The sequence below is a fragment of the Streptomyces halobius genome, assembly GCF_023277745.1.
GTDB classification, from domain to species: domain Bacteria; phylum Actinomycetota; class Actinomycetes; order Streptomycetales; family Streptomycetaceae; genus Streptomyces; species Streptomyces halobius.
The window spans coordinates 6,234,904-6,250,776 of sequence record NZ_CP086322.1 but is presented as its reverse complement, the minus strand read 5'-3'; the positions used below and the strand labels follow the sequence as shown (position 1 = coordinate 6,250,776).

The 15,873-nt window shown below is 75.0% G+C and carries 14 protein-coding genes; 11 read left to right on the top strand and 3 right to left on the bottom strand.

What is annotated here, in order from left to right; genetic code table 11:
* Nucleotides 1-16: 16 nt before the first annotated feature.
* The 4 genes from K9S39_RS28430 to K9S39_RS28415 all read left to right on the top strand — a co-directional run bounded on the left by K9S39_RS28430 (nt 17) and on the right by K9S39_RS28415 (nt 4,629).
* Complete coding sequence (locus tag K9S39_RS28430) at nt 17-1,231, top strand: glycosyltransferase family 4 protein (RefSeq protein WP_248866191.1); 1,215 nt, start codon at nt 17-19, stop codon at nt 1,229-1,231.
* 255 nt (nt 1,232-1,486) lie between these two features.
* On the top strand, nt 1,487-2,476 hold the full coding sequence (locus K9S39_RS28425) for a lipid II flippase MurJ (RefSeq protein ID WP_319949588.1): 990 nt from the start codon (nt 1,487-1,489) through the stop codon (nt 2,474-2,476).
* A 177-nt stretch (nt 2,477-2,653) separates the two neighbouring features.
* On the top strand, nt 2,654-3,382 hold the full coding sequence (locus K9S39_RS28420) for a polysaccharide deacetylase family protein (protein ID WP_406708167.1): 729 nt from the start codon (nt 2,654-2,656) through the stop codon (nt 3,380-3,382).
* On the top strand, nt 3,379-4,629 hold the full coding sequence (locus K9S39_RS28415; RefSeq protein WP_248866187.1) for a glycosyltransferase: 1,251 nt from the start codon (nt 3,379-3,381) through the stop codon (nt 4,627-4,629). Before K9S39_RS28420 ends, K9S39_RS28415 begins: the two co-directional genes overlap by 4 nt.
* Nucleotides 4,630-4,849: 220 nt before the next feature.
* Here the strand turns inward: K9S39_RS28415 and K9S39_RS28410 are convergent, their stop codons facing one another.
* Nucleotides 4,850-6,229 carry a glycoside hydrolase family 26 protein gene (locus tag K9S39_RS28410; protein WP_248866185.1) on the bottom strand — a complete coding sequence of 460 codons (1,380 nt, stop codon included), beginning with the start codon at nt 6,227-6,229 and terminating at the stop codon, nt 4,850-4,852.
* Between the two features lie 148 nt (nt 6,230-6,377).
* On the opposite strand from K9S39_RS28410, the gene K9S39_RS28405 reads away from it, so the two are divergent.
* The 3 genes from K9S39_RS28405 (at nt 6,378) to K9S39_RS28395 (ending at nt 8,256) form a co-directional block, all read left to right on the top strand.
* A complete protein-coding gene (locus K9S39_RS28405; RefSeq protein WP_248866183.1) occupies nt 6,378-6,755 on the top strand; it encodes a hypothetical protein in 378 nt (125 codons plus the stop codon).
* Nucleotides 6,743-6,910: a hypothetical protein gene (locus tag K9S39_RS28400; RefSeq protein ID WP_248866182.1), complete on the top strand. Its 168-nt coding sequence runs from the start codon at nt 6,743-6,745 to the stop codon at nt 6,908-6,910. The genes K9S39_RS28405 and K9S39_RS28400 overlap by 13 nt, the downstream gene beginning before the upstream one ends.
* Nucleotides 6,911-6,975: 65 nt before the next feature.
* Nucleotides 6,976-8,256: an NAD(P)-binding domain-containing protein gene (locus K9S39_RS28395; protein ID WP_248866181.1), complete on the top strand. Its 1,281-nt coding sequence runs from the start codon at nt 6,976-6,978 to the stop codon at nt 8,254-8,256.
* A 133-nt stretch (nt 8,257-8,389) separates the two neighbouring features.
* Here K9S39_RS28395 and K9S39_RS28390 read toward each other — a convergent pair whose 3' ends face one another.
* A complete protein-coding gene (locus K9S39_RS28390; RefSeq protein WP_248866180.1) occupies nt 8,390-8,833 on the bottom strand; it encodes a hypothetical protein in 444 nt (147 codons plus the stop codon).
* 248 nt (nt 8,834-9,081) lie between these two features.
* Between K9S39_RS28390 and K9S39_RS28385 the strand changes: the two genes are divergently transcribed.
* A complete protein-coding gene (locus tag K9S39_RS28385; RefSeq protein ID WP_248866179.1) occupies nt 9,082-10,530 on the top strand; it encodes an ATP-binding protein in 1,449 nt (482 codons plus the stop codon).
* A gap of 202 nt (nt 10,531-10,732) precedes the next feature.
* Here K9S39_RS28385 and K9S39_RS28380 read toward each other — a convergent pair whose 3' ends face one another.
* Nucleotides 10,733-11,326, bottom strand: a complete 594-nt coding sequence (locus K9S39_RS28380) for a histidine phosphatase family protein (protein ID WP_248866178.1) — start codon at nt 11,324-11,326, stop codon at nt 10,733-10,735.
* Nucleotides 11,327-11,592: 266 nt separating this feature from the next.
* Between K9S39_RS28380 and K9S39_RS28375 the strand changes: the two genes are divergently transcribed.
* From K9S39_RS28375 to K9S39_RS28365, 3 genes are read left to right on the top strand one after another with little or no spacing between them, the layout of a single operon-like run.
* Complete coding sequence (locus tag K9S39_RS28375; protein ID WP_248866177.1) at nt 11,593-12,936, top strand: hypothetical protein; 1,344 nt, start codon at nt 11,593-11,595, stop codon at nt 12,934-12,936.
* Nucleotides 12,927-14,486, top strand: a complete 1,560-nt coding sequence (locus K9S39_RS28370; protein ID WP_248866176.1) for a hypothetical protein — start codon at nt 12,927-12,929, stop codon at nt 14,484-14,486. Before K9S39_RS28375 ends, K9S39_RS28370 begins: the two co-directional genes overlap by 10 nt.
* Nucleotides 14,483-15,823, top strand: coding sequence for an AAA domain-containing protein (locus K9S39_RS28365; protein ID WP_248866174.1), 1,341 nt, complete (start codon nt 14,483-14,485; stop codon nt 15,821-15,823). Before K9S39_RS28370 ends, K9S39_RS28365 begins: the two co-directional genes overlap by 4 nt.
* Nucleotides 15,824-15,873 lie beyond the last annotated feature (50 nt).

Genomic DNA, 15,873 nt, shown 5'->3' with positions numbered 1-15,873 from the left:
TCAGGGAGCAGTACACGTGCTGCCGCAAGAGGTACCGTCCGAAGAGCGGCCCACCGTTCCCCACGTTCCCGGCGTTCCCTGCGTTTTCCACGTATCCCAGCCCGTGGACGGCGGGGTCGCCCGGGTCGTGGCGGACCTGGTGCGGGCCCAAGTGGCGGCCGGGCTGCGGGTCGTGGTGGCCGCGCCGCCCGGTGGCGGGCTGCACCGGGACGTCGCCATGGCGGGCGCCGAAGTGGCGGTCTGGTTCGCGGAGCGCTCCCCCGGGCGGCGGCCGGCCGGCGAAACCCGGCGGCTGGCCCGGCTGATCCGGCGTACGGGGCCCGACCTCGTCCACGCGCACAGCGCGAAGGCGGGACTGGCCGCCCGGCTGGCCGTACGCGGCCGGATCCCCACCGTCCATCAGCCGCACGCCTGGTCCTTCGAGGCGGCCGGGGGGACGACCGGGCGACTGGCGCTCGCCTGGGAGCGGTTCGCGGTGCGCTGGTCGGACCGGGTGCTGTGTGTGAGCGAGGCGGAGCGGCTGCGGGGCGCGGCGGCGGGGGTGTCGGCCCGGTGGGCGGTGATCCACAACGGTGTGGACCCGGAGCGGTTCTCTCCCGGGCCCGCCGACGCCGCGGCGCGGCGGTGGCTGCACGCCTCGCTCGGCCTGCTGCAACTGCTGTCCGCCGATACGCCCCTGGTGGTGTGCGTGGGGCGGCTGTGTCCGCAGAAGGGCCAGCTGACGCTGTTGCGTGCCTGGCCCGAGGTGCGTGCGGCGGTCCCGGACGCCCGTCTCGTGCTGGTCGGTGACGGGCCGGACCGGCGGCTGCTCCAGGACGCCGCGCCGCCCGGCGTGCTGTTCGCCGGCGCGGCCGACGAGATCGTCCCCTGGTACCGCGCGGCGGATCTGGTCGTCCTGCCGTCGCGCTGGGAGGGGATGGCGCTGGCCCCGCTGGAGGCGATGGCGTGTGCCCGCCCGGTGGTGGTCACCGATGTGGGCGGGGCCCGGGAGAGCCTGCCGCCCGGTGCCGAGGCCGGCTGTCTGGTGCCGCCGGACGACCCGGCCGCCCTGGCACGGGCCCTGTGCGGTCTGCTGACCGCACCTCAGCTGCGTGTGACGCTGGGCCGCCGGGCCCGGAAGCACGTGCGGACGACATTCGACGTACGGCGAACGACGGCGGCGGTCCTGGATCTCTACCACGAACTGCTCGGCCTGCCGTGCCCCGAGAGCAGGGAACGGATCAGGCGATGACGACGGAGAGCGCGGACGCGCCCCATGCCGCCCCGTTCCTGCCCCGGCCGGCGGCGGTCACGGTCCATCGGCCGCGCCGGCCCGGACATGACACCGCCGCACCGCCCCGCCCCGGCCGCGCCGTACAGCACCGGACCGCCCTCGTCCCGCTGATCGCCGCGAACGGTCCGGCCACCACCGGCACGGCGTTCCTCGTGCACGGCCCCGCGCCGGTACCGGCGCTGCTCGGCCCGACCGTGCCGTGCCTGCCGGTGCGTGGCGGCCGGGCCGGGCCCGGCCGTCCACTGCTCCCGGCTGACCGCGCTGACCGTCCTCGCCTTCGGTGTCACCGGCTACTTCAGCGCCGCGCTGCGCGCCCACCGCAGCGTTGTCCCGCCGGCCGCGATCCATGTCGCGTACAACCTCTGCATCATCGGCACGATGCCGGCGCCGCACGCGGCCTGGGGGGTGGGGGCCGCCGCGGCGGGGGTCGCACTCGGGGGCGTCGCGACGGCGTTGGTCCACAGGTTCCTCGCCTCACCGCTGCCGGCCGGTGCCATCTCGCAACTGAACTACGCACAGAAGGCGGCGCAGTCGCCGATGGTGCTGTCGCTGATGCTCTGCACCGTCGCCTTTCCCGTCGTCGCGCGGGCGGTTGCCGACGGTGCGGCGGACCGGGCCCGGCGCCGGAGGGAGCGCGATCCGACGCCGGCCGAGCTGGTGGTGCTGCCGGGCACCGCGTATGTGATCGCCTGCGCTCCCCAGGCCGAAGTCCTCTTCCGGCGGGGCGTGTTCACCGCCGCGACCGCCGCCACCGCGTCGGTGATGCGGGTCCACGCGCTCTGGCTGCTCGGCCACGGTCCGGCCGGCGCCCTCATCCGGCCGTTCTCCGCCGCCGCCCGGCCCACCTGGTACCCGGCCGCCGCGATGGCGGCCGGGCTGCTGCTCACCGTCGTGGCCGGGCTGTGCACGGTCCGGTGGTGGGGCGCGCACGGCATCGCCGCCGCCAACGACGCCGGTATCACCGCCACCGCGCTGCTGATGCTGCGCGGCCTCGGCACCCGGGTCGTCACCGTCGAGGTGCGCCGGGTCGCCGCCGGACTCGGCCGGCCGCCACCGGCCGCCGCCACGGCCGCGGCCATGGGCGACCCGCTCGCCGCGCAGTCCCCGCCTCCGCTGCTCGGTGCGGCCGCGGGGGCGCTGCTGGTGCCGCCGTCTACGCCGCGACCGCCCCCACCCTGCGGACCCCCGAGTTCCGTCAGCTGATCGTCGCCGTCACAGGAAGGCTCGCCCATGTCCGTTGAACCCCTGACCGTTGAGCCCAAGTCCGTCGCACCCGAACCCGCAGGCCACCTGCTCGTCGACGCCCCGCCCGTCGCCGCGCCGGTACCCGCGCCCGTACCCGCCGCGCGCCGCCCCCGCGGCAACCCGCCCTGGGTGCTGCTGTACCACTCGGTCGCCGAGGACCCGTACCACATCACCGTCTCCCCCGGCCGGCTGGACCGTCAGCTCCGCTGGCTGCGCGACCGCGGACTGCGCGGCGTCTCCGTCGACGCGCTGCTGCGCTCCCGCGCCGCCGGCCGGGGCACCGGGCTGGTCGGGCTGACCTTCGACGACGGCTACGCCGACTTCCTCTCCGACGCGCTGCCGCTGCTGCGCCGCCACGACTGCACCGCGACGGTGTTCGTGATGCCCGGCCGGGCGGGCGGCGACAACGCCTGGGACCCGCTCGGGCCCCGCAAGCCGCTGCTGACCGAGGACGGCATCCGCGCCGTCGCCGACGCCGGCATGGAGATCGGCTCCCACGGACTGCTGCACCAGGACCTCACCACCGCCGACGGCGTGACCCTGGTACGGGAGACCGCCGTCAGCCGCGCCCTGCTCACCGAGCTGACCGGGCGGGCCCCGGAAGGCTTCTGCTATCCCTACGGCGCCGTCGACACCCGGGCCGTCGAGGCGGTACGCGGCGCCGGTTACGGCTACGCCTGCGCCATCGACCCCGGCCCGCTGACCGGGCTGCTCGCCCTGCCCCGGGTGCACATCGGCGCCGCCGACACCTCCTGGCGGCTGCATCTCAAGCGGCTGCTGCATCCGCTGCGCCGCCGCCCGCTGCCCGAAGAGTCCACCCCCACCACGAGCACTGCCGACCCGGCCGCTGGAGGCACCCTGTGAGAGTTCTGCACATCATCACCGGCCTCGGCATCGGCGGCGCCGAGCAGCAGCTGCGGCTGCTGCTGCGCCGGCTGCCGGCCGACTGCGAGGTCGTCACCCTGACCAACCCCGGCCCGGTCGCCGACGGCATCGAGGCCGACGGCACCCCCGTCATCCACCTCGGCATGGCCGGCAACCAGGACCTGACCACGATCCCCCGGCTGGCCCGGATCATCCGTCGCGGCCGCTACGACCTGGTGCACACCCACCTCTACCGGGCCTGTGTCTACGGCCGGATCGCCGCCCGGCTGGCCGGCGTACGGACGGTGGTCGCCACCGAACACTCCCTGGGCGAAGCGGTCATGGAGGGCCGGCGGCTCAGCCGGGGCGCCCGCGGACTGTACCGGGCCACCGAACGGCTGGGGTCCGCGACCGTCGCCGTCTCGGACACCGTCGCCGACCGGCTGAGCCGCTGGGGCGTGCCCGGGAAGCGGATCCATGTGGTGCCCAACGGCATCGAGGCGCACCGCTTCATGTACCGCTCGGCCTTCCGCGCCGCCGTCCGCCAGCTGCTGGGCCTGCCGACCGACGCCTTCGTGGTCGGCGGTGTCGGCCGGCTGGTGCCCGGCAAGCGGTTCGACGTCCTGGTGCGGGCGGTGACCCATCTCTCCGGCGTCCACCTGCTGTTGGCGGGCGAAGGGCCGGAGCGGACGGCGCTGGAGAGGATCGCGCGGCAGTTCGGCGCGGGCTCCCGGATCCATCTGCTGGGCACCCGTGGCGGGGTGGTCGGCCCCGCGACCGGCGATGTGCCGGACGCGGAGCCCGGCATCCCCGGTCTGCTGTCGGCGATGGACGTCTTCGTCTCACCGTCCCCGGAGGAGGCGTTCGGCCTGGCCGTCGTCGAGGCACTCGCTTCCGGGCTGCACGTCCTGCACGGCGGCTGCCCTGCCGTCGACGAGCTCCCCGCGAGCCAGGCCCCGGGCGCCCGCCGCTGCGCCCCGGACCCCTACGAACTGTCCACCGCCATCCGCACGCTGCGCCGTACCGGACCGCCCCGGCTGCCGGTCCCGCCCCTCGTGGAGCACTACGACATCGACCACACCGCCGAGTCCCTGATGGCCGTCTACCAGCATGCCCTCGTCGTCACGACGGGCGCCCGGCTGTTCCCGTCGCGCGCGCCCACGCCGGGGGCGGCCCCCTCGCACGTGTCCCTGCCGGACCCGGCCCGGTCGCGCTCCGCCGCCGACTCCTCGCTGTCGAAGAGGTGAGCCGCGCCGTGGAGGGGACCGTGCGGGAAGCGCCCGCGGCCACCGCGTCGGCCGGCCGGCCGCGGACCTGGCTGCGCCGGCTGCCCCGCTGGTGGCCGCTGCCAGGTCTCCTCCCCGGCCTCGGTGCCCCTGGTGGCTGTCGTACGGCACACCGGGACGGCTGCGGGTCGTCCTGGCGCCGCGCGGACCGGCTGGTCGGGGCGGCGCCGCTGATGCCGACCTACCGTCCGCTGCCGGTACTGAGGGCGCTCGGCGGCAGCGTCCCGGACTTCTGCGATGTGCTGCTCGACGGCTCCTGCGCCGGGACCGGGGCCGCGGCCCCGGCGTGCCGGCTGTATGCGGCGCAGACACACGGCCGCGCGCCGGCGGCCGGCCTGGCCCGGGAACGGCTGACGTCGCTGCGCGGCGTACGGGCGCGGCTGAACACCTGGCAGGCGAGAGGCGCGAGGTGACGATGGAGCTCCGGTACGCGGCCGGCGCGGCGGATGACGCCGTTCCCGGAGTCGGACGGACCGCAGCTGTCCCACCGGTCCCGCTCCGGGGGCGGGGTGTCCTCCGTCAGGCCGTAGAGCGCGGCGCGGAACGCTCTGGTGGACCGCGGATTCTCCTGGCACCGCCACACGCCGTGCGGGCAGTAATCGGTGATGCTCTGGTAGAGCGGTCTGTGCTCGGCGATCCACTCCAGCATGCGCGTGACGAATTCCGGGTTGTCGCCGTTGTCGAACAGCCCCCATTCCGGGTACGAGATCTCCTTTCCGTGCGCGTCCGCGAAATCGACCTGCGCCTGGAGCCCGTACGGCTGATGGACCATCGCGTCGAAGGTCTCGCCGGCCGGCCGGTCGTAGGTCTCCATTCCGATGATGTCCACGACATCGTCGCCCGGGTAGCACTTCGTCCAGCCGATGGCATTCGCGCCGCGGGCCGGTGCGAAATCAAAACGGAATTCCTGTCCCGGCACCGAGCGCATCGCGGTGACGATACGGCGCCAGTACGCCTTCCAGGCCCTCGGATCGGGCCCGCAGCGATGGGTGTAGGTGGTCCCGTTCATTTCCCAGCCGAGGGTGATCACGGTGTCCGGGACGTCCAGGTCCACCAGATGCCGGGCCAGCGTACGGAAATGCCCGTCGAACGCGCCGGCCGCGGCGCGCTGCAGCAGCCCGCGCACCTCGGAGTCCGGGAGGTGCGCCTCGTCGCGCTCCATCATCGGCACGTTCAGCACGAACATCCGGTCGTCGTCCCCGAGGCGCCAGTCCGCCCACGGCCGGAGGAATTCCGGCCGTCCCTCGATGTCCGACCAGCGGTCACCCGGCACATACGTGTGGCCGACCCGGATATCCGTACCGCCGAGCCAGCGCTCCATGGCGGACAGCCGCCGTACGCCTTCCTCGTCGGAGCCGAGAAAAGCGCCCAGGGGCAGCAGCGGCATCTCGGGCACCGGAGACACCGGATATGCCGGAGGGCCGCTGCCCGCACGGGGATGACGTCCGTCCTCGGCCACGGCGGCACGGCCCGGCACGGGGACAGGAGCACAGGAAAGAAGCAGGCAGAGGGTGACCGCCCCGAGAGTGGCGCCCACCAGCCTCCGGCTGCGCTGGGACATAGTGACTCCTTTGGGGACGCCCGCAATAGGGCGTGCTGATCCCTGACGGTAATCAGCGGATCCCCATATGGGCTGCCGGAAAGCCTTCTGATAGCCCATTGGCGAGTTCCGTCGCCCGCACGGTCCATCGACGTGAAGGACTCCGCACATGCCATCGTTCGACACCGATGTGCCCGTACTTCTGCTCCGGCCCGACCCCGACCCCTTTCACCACGGCACGAGCGCCGCGGCCCGCCTCACCGGCCGACAGCCGGGCCGCTTCCTGCTCCCCGGCCAGCCCGCCGGCCTGCGCGAACGTGTCGCCGACAAGGCCGAACCCGCCCGGTTGTGCCGGGAGCCGGCGCTGCCGCACCCGGCGACCGCCCTCCCCGGCAGCGCGCAGCAGGCCGCCGACGCGGCGCCCGGACGGCTCTTCCGCGCCGAGAACCACGCCCTGGTGTCGACGGTGGCCACGGCCTTCACCGGGCGACCCCGGGCATCCCCCCGGACGCGGTACCGGGCGGGCGCCACGGCGTGGAACGGGTGAGGTTCGCCGTCGACGACCCGCTGCCGTCCCTGGCCATGTCCGGCTCGTGGCTGTGCAGCGGCGTCCGCAAGGGCGCGCACCGGATGCGCACCGGCGCGCCGCATCTGACCCGCCCGGTGCCCGCGCACCCCCTGGGCCCGCCCCAACAGCCTTGACCAGCGCGGCCGTGGACGCTCCCCGGTGGCCGCACCCGCACGATCAGAAAGAGCAGGGAACTTCCATGTACGACCTCGTGGTGGTGGGCGCCGGCCCCTACGGACTCTCGATCGCCGCGCACGCGTCCGCGGCCGGGCTGAGCCTGCGGGTCCTGGGCCGCCCGATGGCCTCATGGCGCGACCACATGCCCACCGGCATGTTCCTCAAGTCCGAACCCTGGTCCTCCAACCTGTCCGACCCCGCGGGCGACCACACCCTCGCGGACTACTGCGCCGCCCGCGGCATCACCGCACGCCACGGCGTCCCGCTGCCCCTGGACGTCTTCACCGCGTACGGCAGATGGTTCGGCGAGCGGACCATCCCCCAGGTCGAGCAGGTCACCGTGACCGCCGTACGCCCGGACAACGGCGGGTTCCGGGTCGAGACGGACGCCGGTGAGAGCATCGCGGCCCGGACCGTGGTCCTCGCCGTCGGCGTCATGCCGTTCGCCCACCGCCCCGAACCGCTGCGCGGGCTGCCCGCCCCGCTCACCTCGCACAGCAGCGACCACCGCGATCTGTCCGGTTTCGCCGGCCAGGACGTCACGGTGATCGGCGCCGGGCAGGCCGCCCTGGAGACCGCGACACTGCTGGCCGAACAGGGCGCCCGGCCCCGCGTCGTGGCCCGCGCCGGCCGGCTGCGCTGGAACGCCCCGCCGCAGCCGCTGGAGCGTGGCCGGCTGCGCGCGCTGAGCGACCCGCACTGCGGTCTGGGCACCGGCTGGCCGAGCTGGGTGTGGTCGGAGCTCCCCTGGGCGGTGCACGGACTGCCCGCCCGCACCCGGGTGCGGATCGCCGAGTCCGCGCTGGGCCCGGCCGGTGCCTGGTGGCTGCGGCCCCGCTTCGAGCGCGCCGTACCGGTCCTCTTCGAACACCGCATCAGGGCCGCGCTTCCCCATGACGACGGGGTCCGACTCGAACTCACCCATAAGGATGGCCGCGTCACCGCTCTCGACACCCACCACGTGGTGGCCGCCACCGGCTTCCGCCCCGATCTCGGCCGGCTGCGGCTGCTCGACGCCCGGCTGCGCGGCACCCTGCGGACCGTCGGCAGCAGCCGGGCACCCGAACTGAGCCCCGGTTTCGAGTCGTCCTGGCCGGGCCTGTTCTTCGCCGGACTGCTGACCGCGCCGTCGTTCGGCCCGTCGATGCGCTTCGTCTACGGCGCGACGTTCACCGCGCACCGGCTGATGCTGGGCGTACGCAGCCGGCTGGAGAACCGGCACGGCGGCGTCACCGTCCCCCGCCCGGCCACCGCCGGCACCCAGGCCGCCACCAGCGCGCCGTCCGGAGAACCCGCCCGCTGAAACGGGCACCGGGACACCGAGGGCCCGGCCGGCACCAGCCGGACGGGCCCGCCACCACACCCCGGACGCACCGCCTCCCACCGCACGTCCCGTCAACTCCCCTTACACGGCCCCCATTGACGGCCATTGACGGCTACTGACAGCGGTCCACGGCCTCGATCGTGCGGGCCGCCTCGCCGAGCGCCGCCCGCAGCACCACCGGATCCGTGGCGGCCGCGTACGCGCCCTCCGGGGGCACCAGCCAGCCGGTGCCCGTCACGGGCTGCTCCCCGGCGCCCCCGGTGGTGTTCGCCCCGTCGTACGCCGTGTCCAGCGCGATCCCGCGTCCGTGGGTCTGGGTGCACGCGCTCCCCGGGACGTCCCATCCGGCGGCCGTGCCCGGGGGCACCAGGAAACCGAGGGTGAGGCAGGCTCCGTCGTGCAGAACGGGGCCGACGCCGTCCCGCAGGCGGAGGATGTCGACCGCCTCCAGGCCCTGCCGGGCGGGCACCGTGACGAGGTCACACGGCTGCGCCGGTTCCGGCAGCACGCCGTGGTCGGATCCGTTGACGCCCCTGCTCACGCCGGTCTCCCCCACGGAAAACCCCTCCTCCTGCACGCGTCGCACCTCTTTACACCGGGTTTAACGGCCCGGCACGTCAACAGCTACGGCGGCGTAACGCTGCAAAGGATGGCACTTCATGGCAGATCGCGGGTGAGATATCCGGTTTGTAGGCCAAACTCCGAGTGGCGCAACAGCCCCGGCCGGTACGGTCGTCCCGCCGCACCGCCAGGACGCGGCATCGCCACGAAGATGGCACGGAGAGGGCACGGAGAGGGTCCGCCATGGCGTCGCCACCAGCAGAATCAGCGTCGTCCCACACCGTACCCGCCCGCCCGAACACCGCCTTCCGACAGCTGCGCGGCCGGCTGTCCCCGGGCGAGTTCGCGGCGGCGGTCCGACGGGCCGCCCGTGAGATCGGCGAGCAGGTCTCGTGCGACGCCCGCTATGTGGGGCGCGTCGAGGCCGGGGAGATCCGGTGCCCGAACTACGCCTACGAGCGAGTGTTCCGGCATATGTTCCCCGGCCTGACGCTGCCGGACATGGGCTTCGCACCGCGCGAGACGGTACGCGGACGGGGGGCGCGTACGGCTGCGGTCAGCGCCGCGCCCCTGGCAACCGACCCCGACCACCGCGATACCCGTATCCAGAACTGCGAGGAGAGCGACGTGCTGCGTCGCGCGTTCATCACCGGCGGCCCGGCAGCCGCCCTCGGCCTCACCGCCCTGCATCCGCTGGACCCCGCCGCCGCTGCCAACGTCAGCATCCCGGCCCCCCGCACACCGTCCGGCGGCCGGGCCGGCGCGGCCGAAGCCACCGCCGTCGAGGAAGCCGTCCGGCGGATCCGGCTGCTGGACGACCGGCACGGCGCCGAAGGCATCTACCGCCGTGCCACGCAGCCGCTGCGGGCCGCCTACGACATGCTCGACGCCCACATCCAGCACCGTACGATCGCCGACCGGCTGCACACCGGTGCGGGCGAACTCGCCATCACCGTCGGCTGGTTGGCGCACGACTCGGGCCGGCACGGCGACGCCCGCTCACACTACGCCGAGGCGCTGGCCACCGCCCGGGTCTGCGGCGACACCGCCCTGGAGGCGCACGCCTTCTGCAACACGGCCTTCCTCGCTCGCGACGCCGGCCGGCCACGCGAGGCGGTACGCGCCGCCCAGGCCGCACAACAGGCCGCCCAGCATCTGGCCTCGCCCCGGCTGCTGTCGCTGCTGGCCCTGCGCGAGGCGGGCGGCTGGGCGGGCCTGGCCGACCGTACGGGCTGCGAGCAGGCACTGGCACGGGCCCAACGGCTGTTCGCGGGCGGGCCGTGCGACAACGACCCGGAGTGGATGAGCTTCTACGGCGAGGCCGAGCTGGAGGGCCTGGAGGCACAGTGCTGGGCGGCCCTGGGCGAACGGGGGCGCGCGGTGGAACACGCACGCCGCGCGGTCGCTCTCCAAGACCCCCACTTCACCCGCAACATCGCCCTGTTCACCGCGGAACTCGCGGCCAATCTCGCCGTCAGCGGCGTCCCCGAGGAGGCCGCCGCGGCCGGGGTCCGGACGCTGGCCCTGCTGGAACAGGTCCACTCGGCACGGATCCGCACCATGCTCGACGGCACCGCCCGCGCCCTGCGGCCGCACCGCGCCCGCGGCACGGTCGCCGAATTCCTGGACCGGCACGCGACGTCGACGGGGGTGCGGGACGGGGCGGAGACTACGGGGCGTCAGACGGGGTGAGGCGGAGGGCGGCCGGGGCGGGGGCGCGGCCGGGCCGCGCGTGGATCCGGTCGTCGGCCGGCCGGTCGGCCGAGGCGACCGGCGTCGTGGGGCCGGCGGTGTCGTGGGAATGCGGTTGCCGTGGCGGTCGTCGTCCGAGGTGGCCGTCCGGTTCCGTCGCCCGGCCGCCCGACGACCGGTCCTCCGGTCCCCGGTCCTGCGGTCAGCCCAGGTGGCCGGTGTCGTTCCAGCGCTCGATCGCCGGTTCCCCGTAGGCCCAGCCCAGCACCGACAGCGACGTCGGGTCGAGGCGGATGCGGGCCCCGAAGGAGATGTCCAGGCCCAGCCAGCGGGCGCCCAGGGTGCGCAGGATGTGGCCGTGCGCGAAGACCAGCACGTCGCGGTCGGCCGAGCGGGCCCAGGCCACGACCTCGTCGGCCCGCGCGGCGGCCTCGGCGAGCGTCTCCCCTTCCGGCACCCCGTCGCGCCACAGGAGCCAGTCCGGCCGTATCGCCGTGATCTCGGCCGGTGTCAGGCCCTCGTACGCGCCGTAGTCGACCTCCATCAGCGCGTCCCACTCCTGCGCCCGGTCACCGAAACCGGCCAGTTCGCAGGTCTCCTTGGCGCGGACCAGGGGGCTGGTACGGACCTCGACGCCGGGCAGGCCGTTCCAGGGGGTGCGGTGCAGCCGCTCGCCCAGCAGCTTGGCGCCCCGCCGGCCCTCGTCCAGCAGCGGGATGTCCGTCCGCCCGGTGTGCCTGCCGGAAAGGGCCCACTCCGTGTGCCCGTGCCTGGCCAGGAATATGCGCGCTGCCATGGTCGTAACCTCTCGCCGATTCCTCGGCTGCTCGTTGCTCGGTGCGGACGGTACACGCGGGGCCTGATGCCGACGCGGACCGCGGGACCTCCCATCATGACCCATCGGTCGGTTTTGCCCGGAGGCGGGGGCGGGAGCGCGGGTGGGGGCCGCACCCCGTCACGAACCGGCCGGACACGTCCCGATCCAGCCCTCCGCACATCCCGAACGGGCCCTTTCTCGGGTGACCGCCTCGCGTGTCGGTGCCGGATGCGAGACTTCCGCGGGTGAACGTCTACCGCGACAGTCGACCCGCGTCGGCCGCACCGCCGGCGGAGCAGCCGACGCCGAGTCCCGGCGTGCGGCGGAGCCTGACCGAGCTGCGCGGCCCCGGCGTACGGCCGCGCTCGCTGGATGCCCGCGCGCTCGCCGCGCTGGCCGCCAACCCCGGCTGCCGGCGGCGCGCGCTGCTGGACGGCGCGGGCATCGACAAGAGCGCGCTCGCCCAGGCGCTCGGCTCGCCCGCGACGTACGGCCAGTCCCAGTTCGCGCTCATCCGCGGCAACTCCTTCGAGTCCCGGGTGAAGTCCGACGGCGGCGCGGATCTGCTGCGGCTGCTCCACGAACGGCTGCGGCCGGGCAGCGCGGCGTCCGAGAGCGCGGCGGTCGCCCTGCCCGATCTGTCCGCGGCCGGCCCGGAGGGCCGTGCGGCGCGTACGGCGCTGGCGCTGCGCGAGGCGACCGCGGCCGGCGGCTGGGCCCTGCTGGACCATCCGATGCTGGCCGTCGAGGTGGCCGGCTCGCCGGCCTATGTGGAGCCGGACGCGGTGGTGGTGCATCCGGACGGCGGCTGGACGGTCGTCGAGATCAAGTCCTTCCCGATGATCGACGGCGCGGCGGACGCCGCGAAGGTCGGCGCCGCGGCCCGGCAGGCGGCGGTGTACGTCCTGGCTCTGGAGACGGTCGCCGGGCATGTCGCCGCCCGGACCGGCCGCGCGGTCCGGGTCGGGGAGCGGGTACTGCTGGTCTGCCCGAAGGACTTCTCCAACCTCCCCACCGCCGCGGCCCTCGACATCCGCAAGCAGCTCGCGACGACCCGGCGGCAGCTGGCCCGTCTCACCCGCATCGAGGAGATCACCGCCGCGCTCCCCCCGGGGACCACCTTCGATCTGCGGTTGACGGACGACGGCGTGCCGACCCGCCCGCCCGAGGAGCTGGCCGCGGCCGTCGACGCGGTCGCCGCGGCCTACGCCCCCGAGTGCCTGGCCGCCTGCGAGCTGGCGTTCCACTGCCGCAGGCGGTCCCGCGAGGACGGCGCGGTGGAGCCCCTGGGCCGCGGTGTACGGGGCGAGTTGGGCGGCCTGCGCACCGTCGAGGACGTCCTCGCGGCGGCCACCGGGACGACGCGGGAACGACCGGGCAGCGGAGCGACGCTCCACGGCGATGCCACCCCGGCCCCCGACGACACAGCCCCCGGCCCCGCCAACACACCTCCCACCGCAACCACTCCCCCCGACGCCCCCACCCCCGACGACCCCGCCGTCGAGGCCCTCCGCCGGGCGGCCGCCCTCCGCGCCGAGGCCCTGGCCGGCGCGGCGGCCGGCCGCAGGGAGGAACCGGTATGCCGCTGATCGAGACGCTGGCCCGGATGGAGGCGGTGGCGGCCGGCCGCGCCCGGCCGCTGGCCACGGTCCGGCACCGCCATCTGTCCGAACAGCCCCTGGTCTTCGTCCCGTTGACGACCTCCGGCGAGGCCGGCGCCCCGCTGGGCGCACTGGTCGGCACGGACCGCGAGAAGCCGGCGCTGCTGGCCGTACCGCAGCCGCGCAACCGCGATCTGCGGTTCGCGTTCCTCGCCGAGCTGGCGGAGTTGCTGCTGCCGTATGTGGACGGCTTCGCGGAGGTCGTCGAGTGGCAGGAGCGCAAGGAGACCGACCCGGAGACCGGCAAGAAGGTCCCCGTCCAGGTCGAACTGTGCGCGGATGCCCCGCAGTTGATCGTGCCGAGCGCCGCGGGCGTCGACTTCGTCCGGCTGCTGGGCCGGTCGATGCGGTTCCGGCGGACGGCCGAGCAGGATCCGGAGACGCCGTATCCCGCGCCGCCGCATGTCCCGCTCCTGGGCCGCTGGTTCACTCATTTCGGCGAGCGGGCCCGGGTGCCGGGCGCGTGTCTGCTGCTGTCCATGACGGGGCTGCTCACCCGCCATTGGGCGACCGGCCAGAGCCCGCTGGAGGACCAGCACCTGGGCGCGCTCCTCGCCTGGATCGACCCTCCGGCGGGCGCCTCGGGCCTTTCGGGCCGGGAGGCGGCCGAGCGCGCCGAGTCGGCGCGTGACGCGGACGGCCAGCTGCTGTGCCCGCCTGCCGGCCCGGCCACCGACCCGGCGTTCGACAACCGGCTGCTGGCTCCCGCGATGGCCCGCTTCGACGCCGGGCTGCCGGGCGCCGAGGAGGAGGTCCGCGGCCTCATCGAGGGGCAGCTGCGGCCGACGTGGGACGCCGTCTGGCGCGGCATCGACCTGCTGCGCGCCCTCCCGGAGGGCGCGCGGGTCGCCGACCGCTGGAAACGCGACCGCTGGTCGTACACGGCGCACCGCGACCGGGTGCGCGCCGGGGAGCCGCCGCAGCCCAAGCGGGACGACGCGGTCACCGCCGCGCAGAAGCTGGCCTCGCGGGAGACCGCGCAGGCCCAGCTGGACGCCCAGGAGGCCCTGGACGACCCGCTGGTGATGGCCGGGCGCAGGCTGGCGGGCGAGGCGCTGCAGGGCACCGTCACGGCCGTCGAGACGGCGTTCTCCGAGGGCAGGCGGCCGATGCCGCGCCCCCTGGTCACCCTGCGGACGGCCGACCGCCCGCAGCTGTCCGAACGCGCCAAGCTGTACCGCCCGTTGGCGGACGGCCGCACGCAGACCGCCGAGTTCGTGTCGTACGTCCTGGAGGAGCCGGGGGCGCTGGTGGTGCGGCTGACGGGCGGAATGGGGCGGGGCCGGACGCCGGAGCCCGGTTCGGTGCCGGAGCCGGACGACACGGTGTGCTGGACGCTCTTCGAGCACGCCCCGCGCGGCGGCCCCGAGCTGCCGGACCCCCAGGACACGCCCTGGACGCACGGCGGCCCGCCGCCGTGCGCTGCGGGGGCACCCGCAGAGGCCCCCGACCTCATGACCCCGGAGGACTTCCTTTGAACCCCACGGGCTCCTTCGACCCCGCGGCCGCCGCCACCGCCGCGACCGCCGCGATCCTGCACGACACGCTGCACGGCGGCCGGCGCGGCGTGGTCGTGGACTCCCCGCCCGGCGCCGGCAAGTCCACCCTCGTGGTCCGTGCGGCCCGCGAACTGGCCGCCGCGGGACGCCCGTTGATGATCGTGGCGCAGACCAACGCCCAGGTCGACGACCTCGTCCTGCGGCTGGCCGAGAAGGACCGGGAGCTGCCGGTCGGCCGGCTGCACAGCAGCGAGCCCGGCGCGTTCGACCCGGCGCTGGCGGAGCTGCCCGCGGTCCGTACGTCCGCGAAGGCGGCCGATCTGACCGGGCTGGACATCGTCGTCTCGACGGCCGCGAAGTGGGCGTACACCAAGGTCGACGAGCCGTGGCGGCACGCCATCGTGGACGAGGCGTACCAGATGCGCTCCGATGCGCTGCTGACCGTCGCCGGGCTCTTCGAGCGGGCGCTGTTCGTCGGCGATCCGGGGCAGCTGGATCCGTTCAGCGTGGTCGGCGCCGAGCAGTGGGCCGGGCTGGCGTACGACCCGTCGTCGAGCGCGGTGTCCACCCTGCTGGCCCACAACCCGGACCTGCCGCAGCACCGCCTGCCGGTCTCCTGGCGCCTCCCCGCTTCCGCCGCGCCCCTCGTATCCGACGCGTTCTATCCGTACACGCCGTTCCGCAGCGGCACGGATCACGGCGACCGGCACCTCGCCTTCGATGTGCCCTCCGACGGCTCGGGCGTGGACCGGGTCCTGGACGAGGCCGCCGAATCCGGCTGGGGCCTGCTGGAACTCCCCGCCCGCCACACGCCGCGCACGGATCCGGAGGCGGTGCGCGCGGTGGCCCTGGTGGTGCGCCGGCTGCTCGACCGCGGCGGCACCACGACCAGCGAGCACACCCACGGTCCGGCACCGCTGTCGGCTGCCCGGATCGCGGTCGGCACCGCCCATCGCGATCAGGCGGCGGCGGTCCGCGCCGCGCTCGCCGCCCTGGGGGTGACGGGCGTCGCGGTGGACACCGCCAACCGTCTCCAGGGCCGCGAGTTCGATGTCACGGTCGTCCTGCACCCGCTCTCCGGCCGCCCCGACGCCACCGCCTTCCATCTGGAGACCGGCCGCCTGTGCGTACTCGCCTCCCGGCACCGGCACGCCTGCATCGTGGTGTGCCGGGCGGGCGTCGCGGAGCTGCTGGACGAACACCCGGCGACGGAGCCGGTGCAGCTGGGTGTCACGGTCAAGTTCCCGGACGGCTGGGAGGCAATGTTCACCACATGGGATCACTGGCAAGAGCACCGCGTGAGCTGGCGCCCGTGAGTCATGGGTTCGGATGCCTCCGAAAACAAGATCGCACAGCAGCATAGACC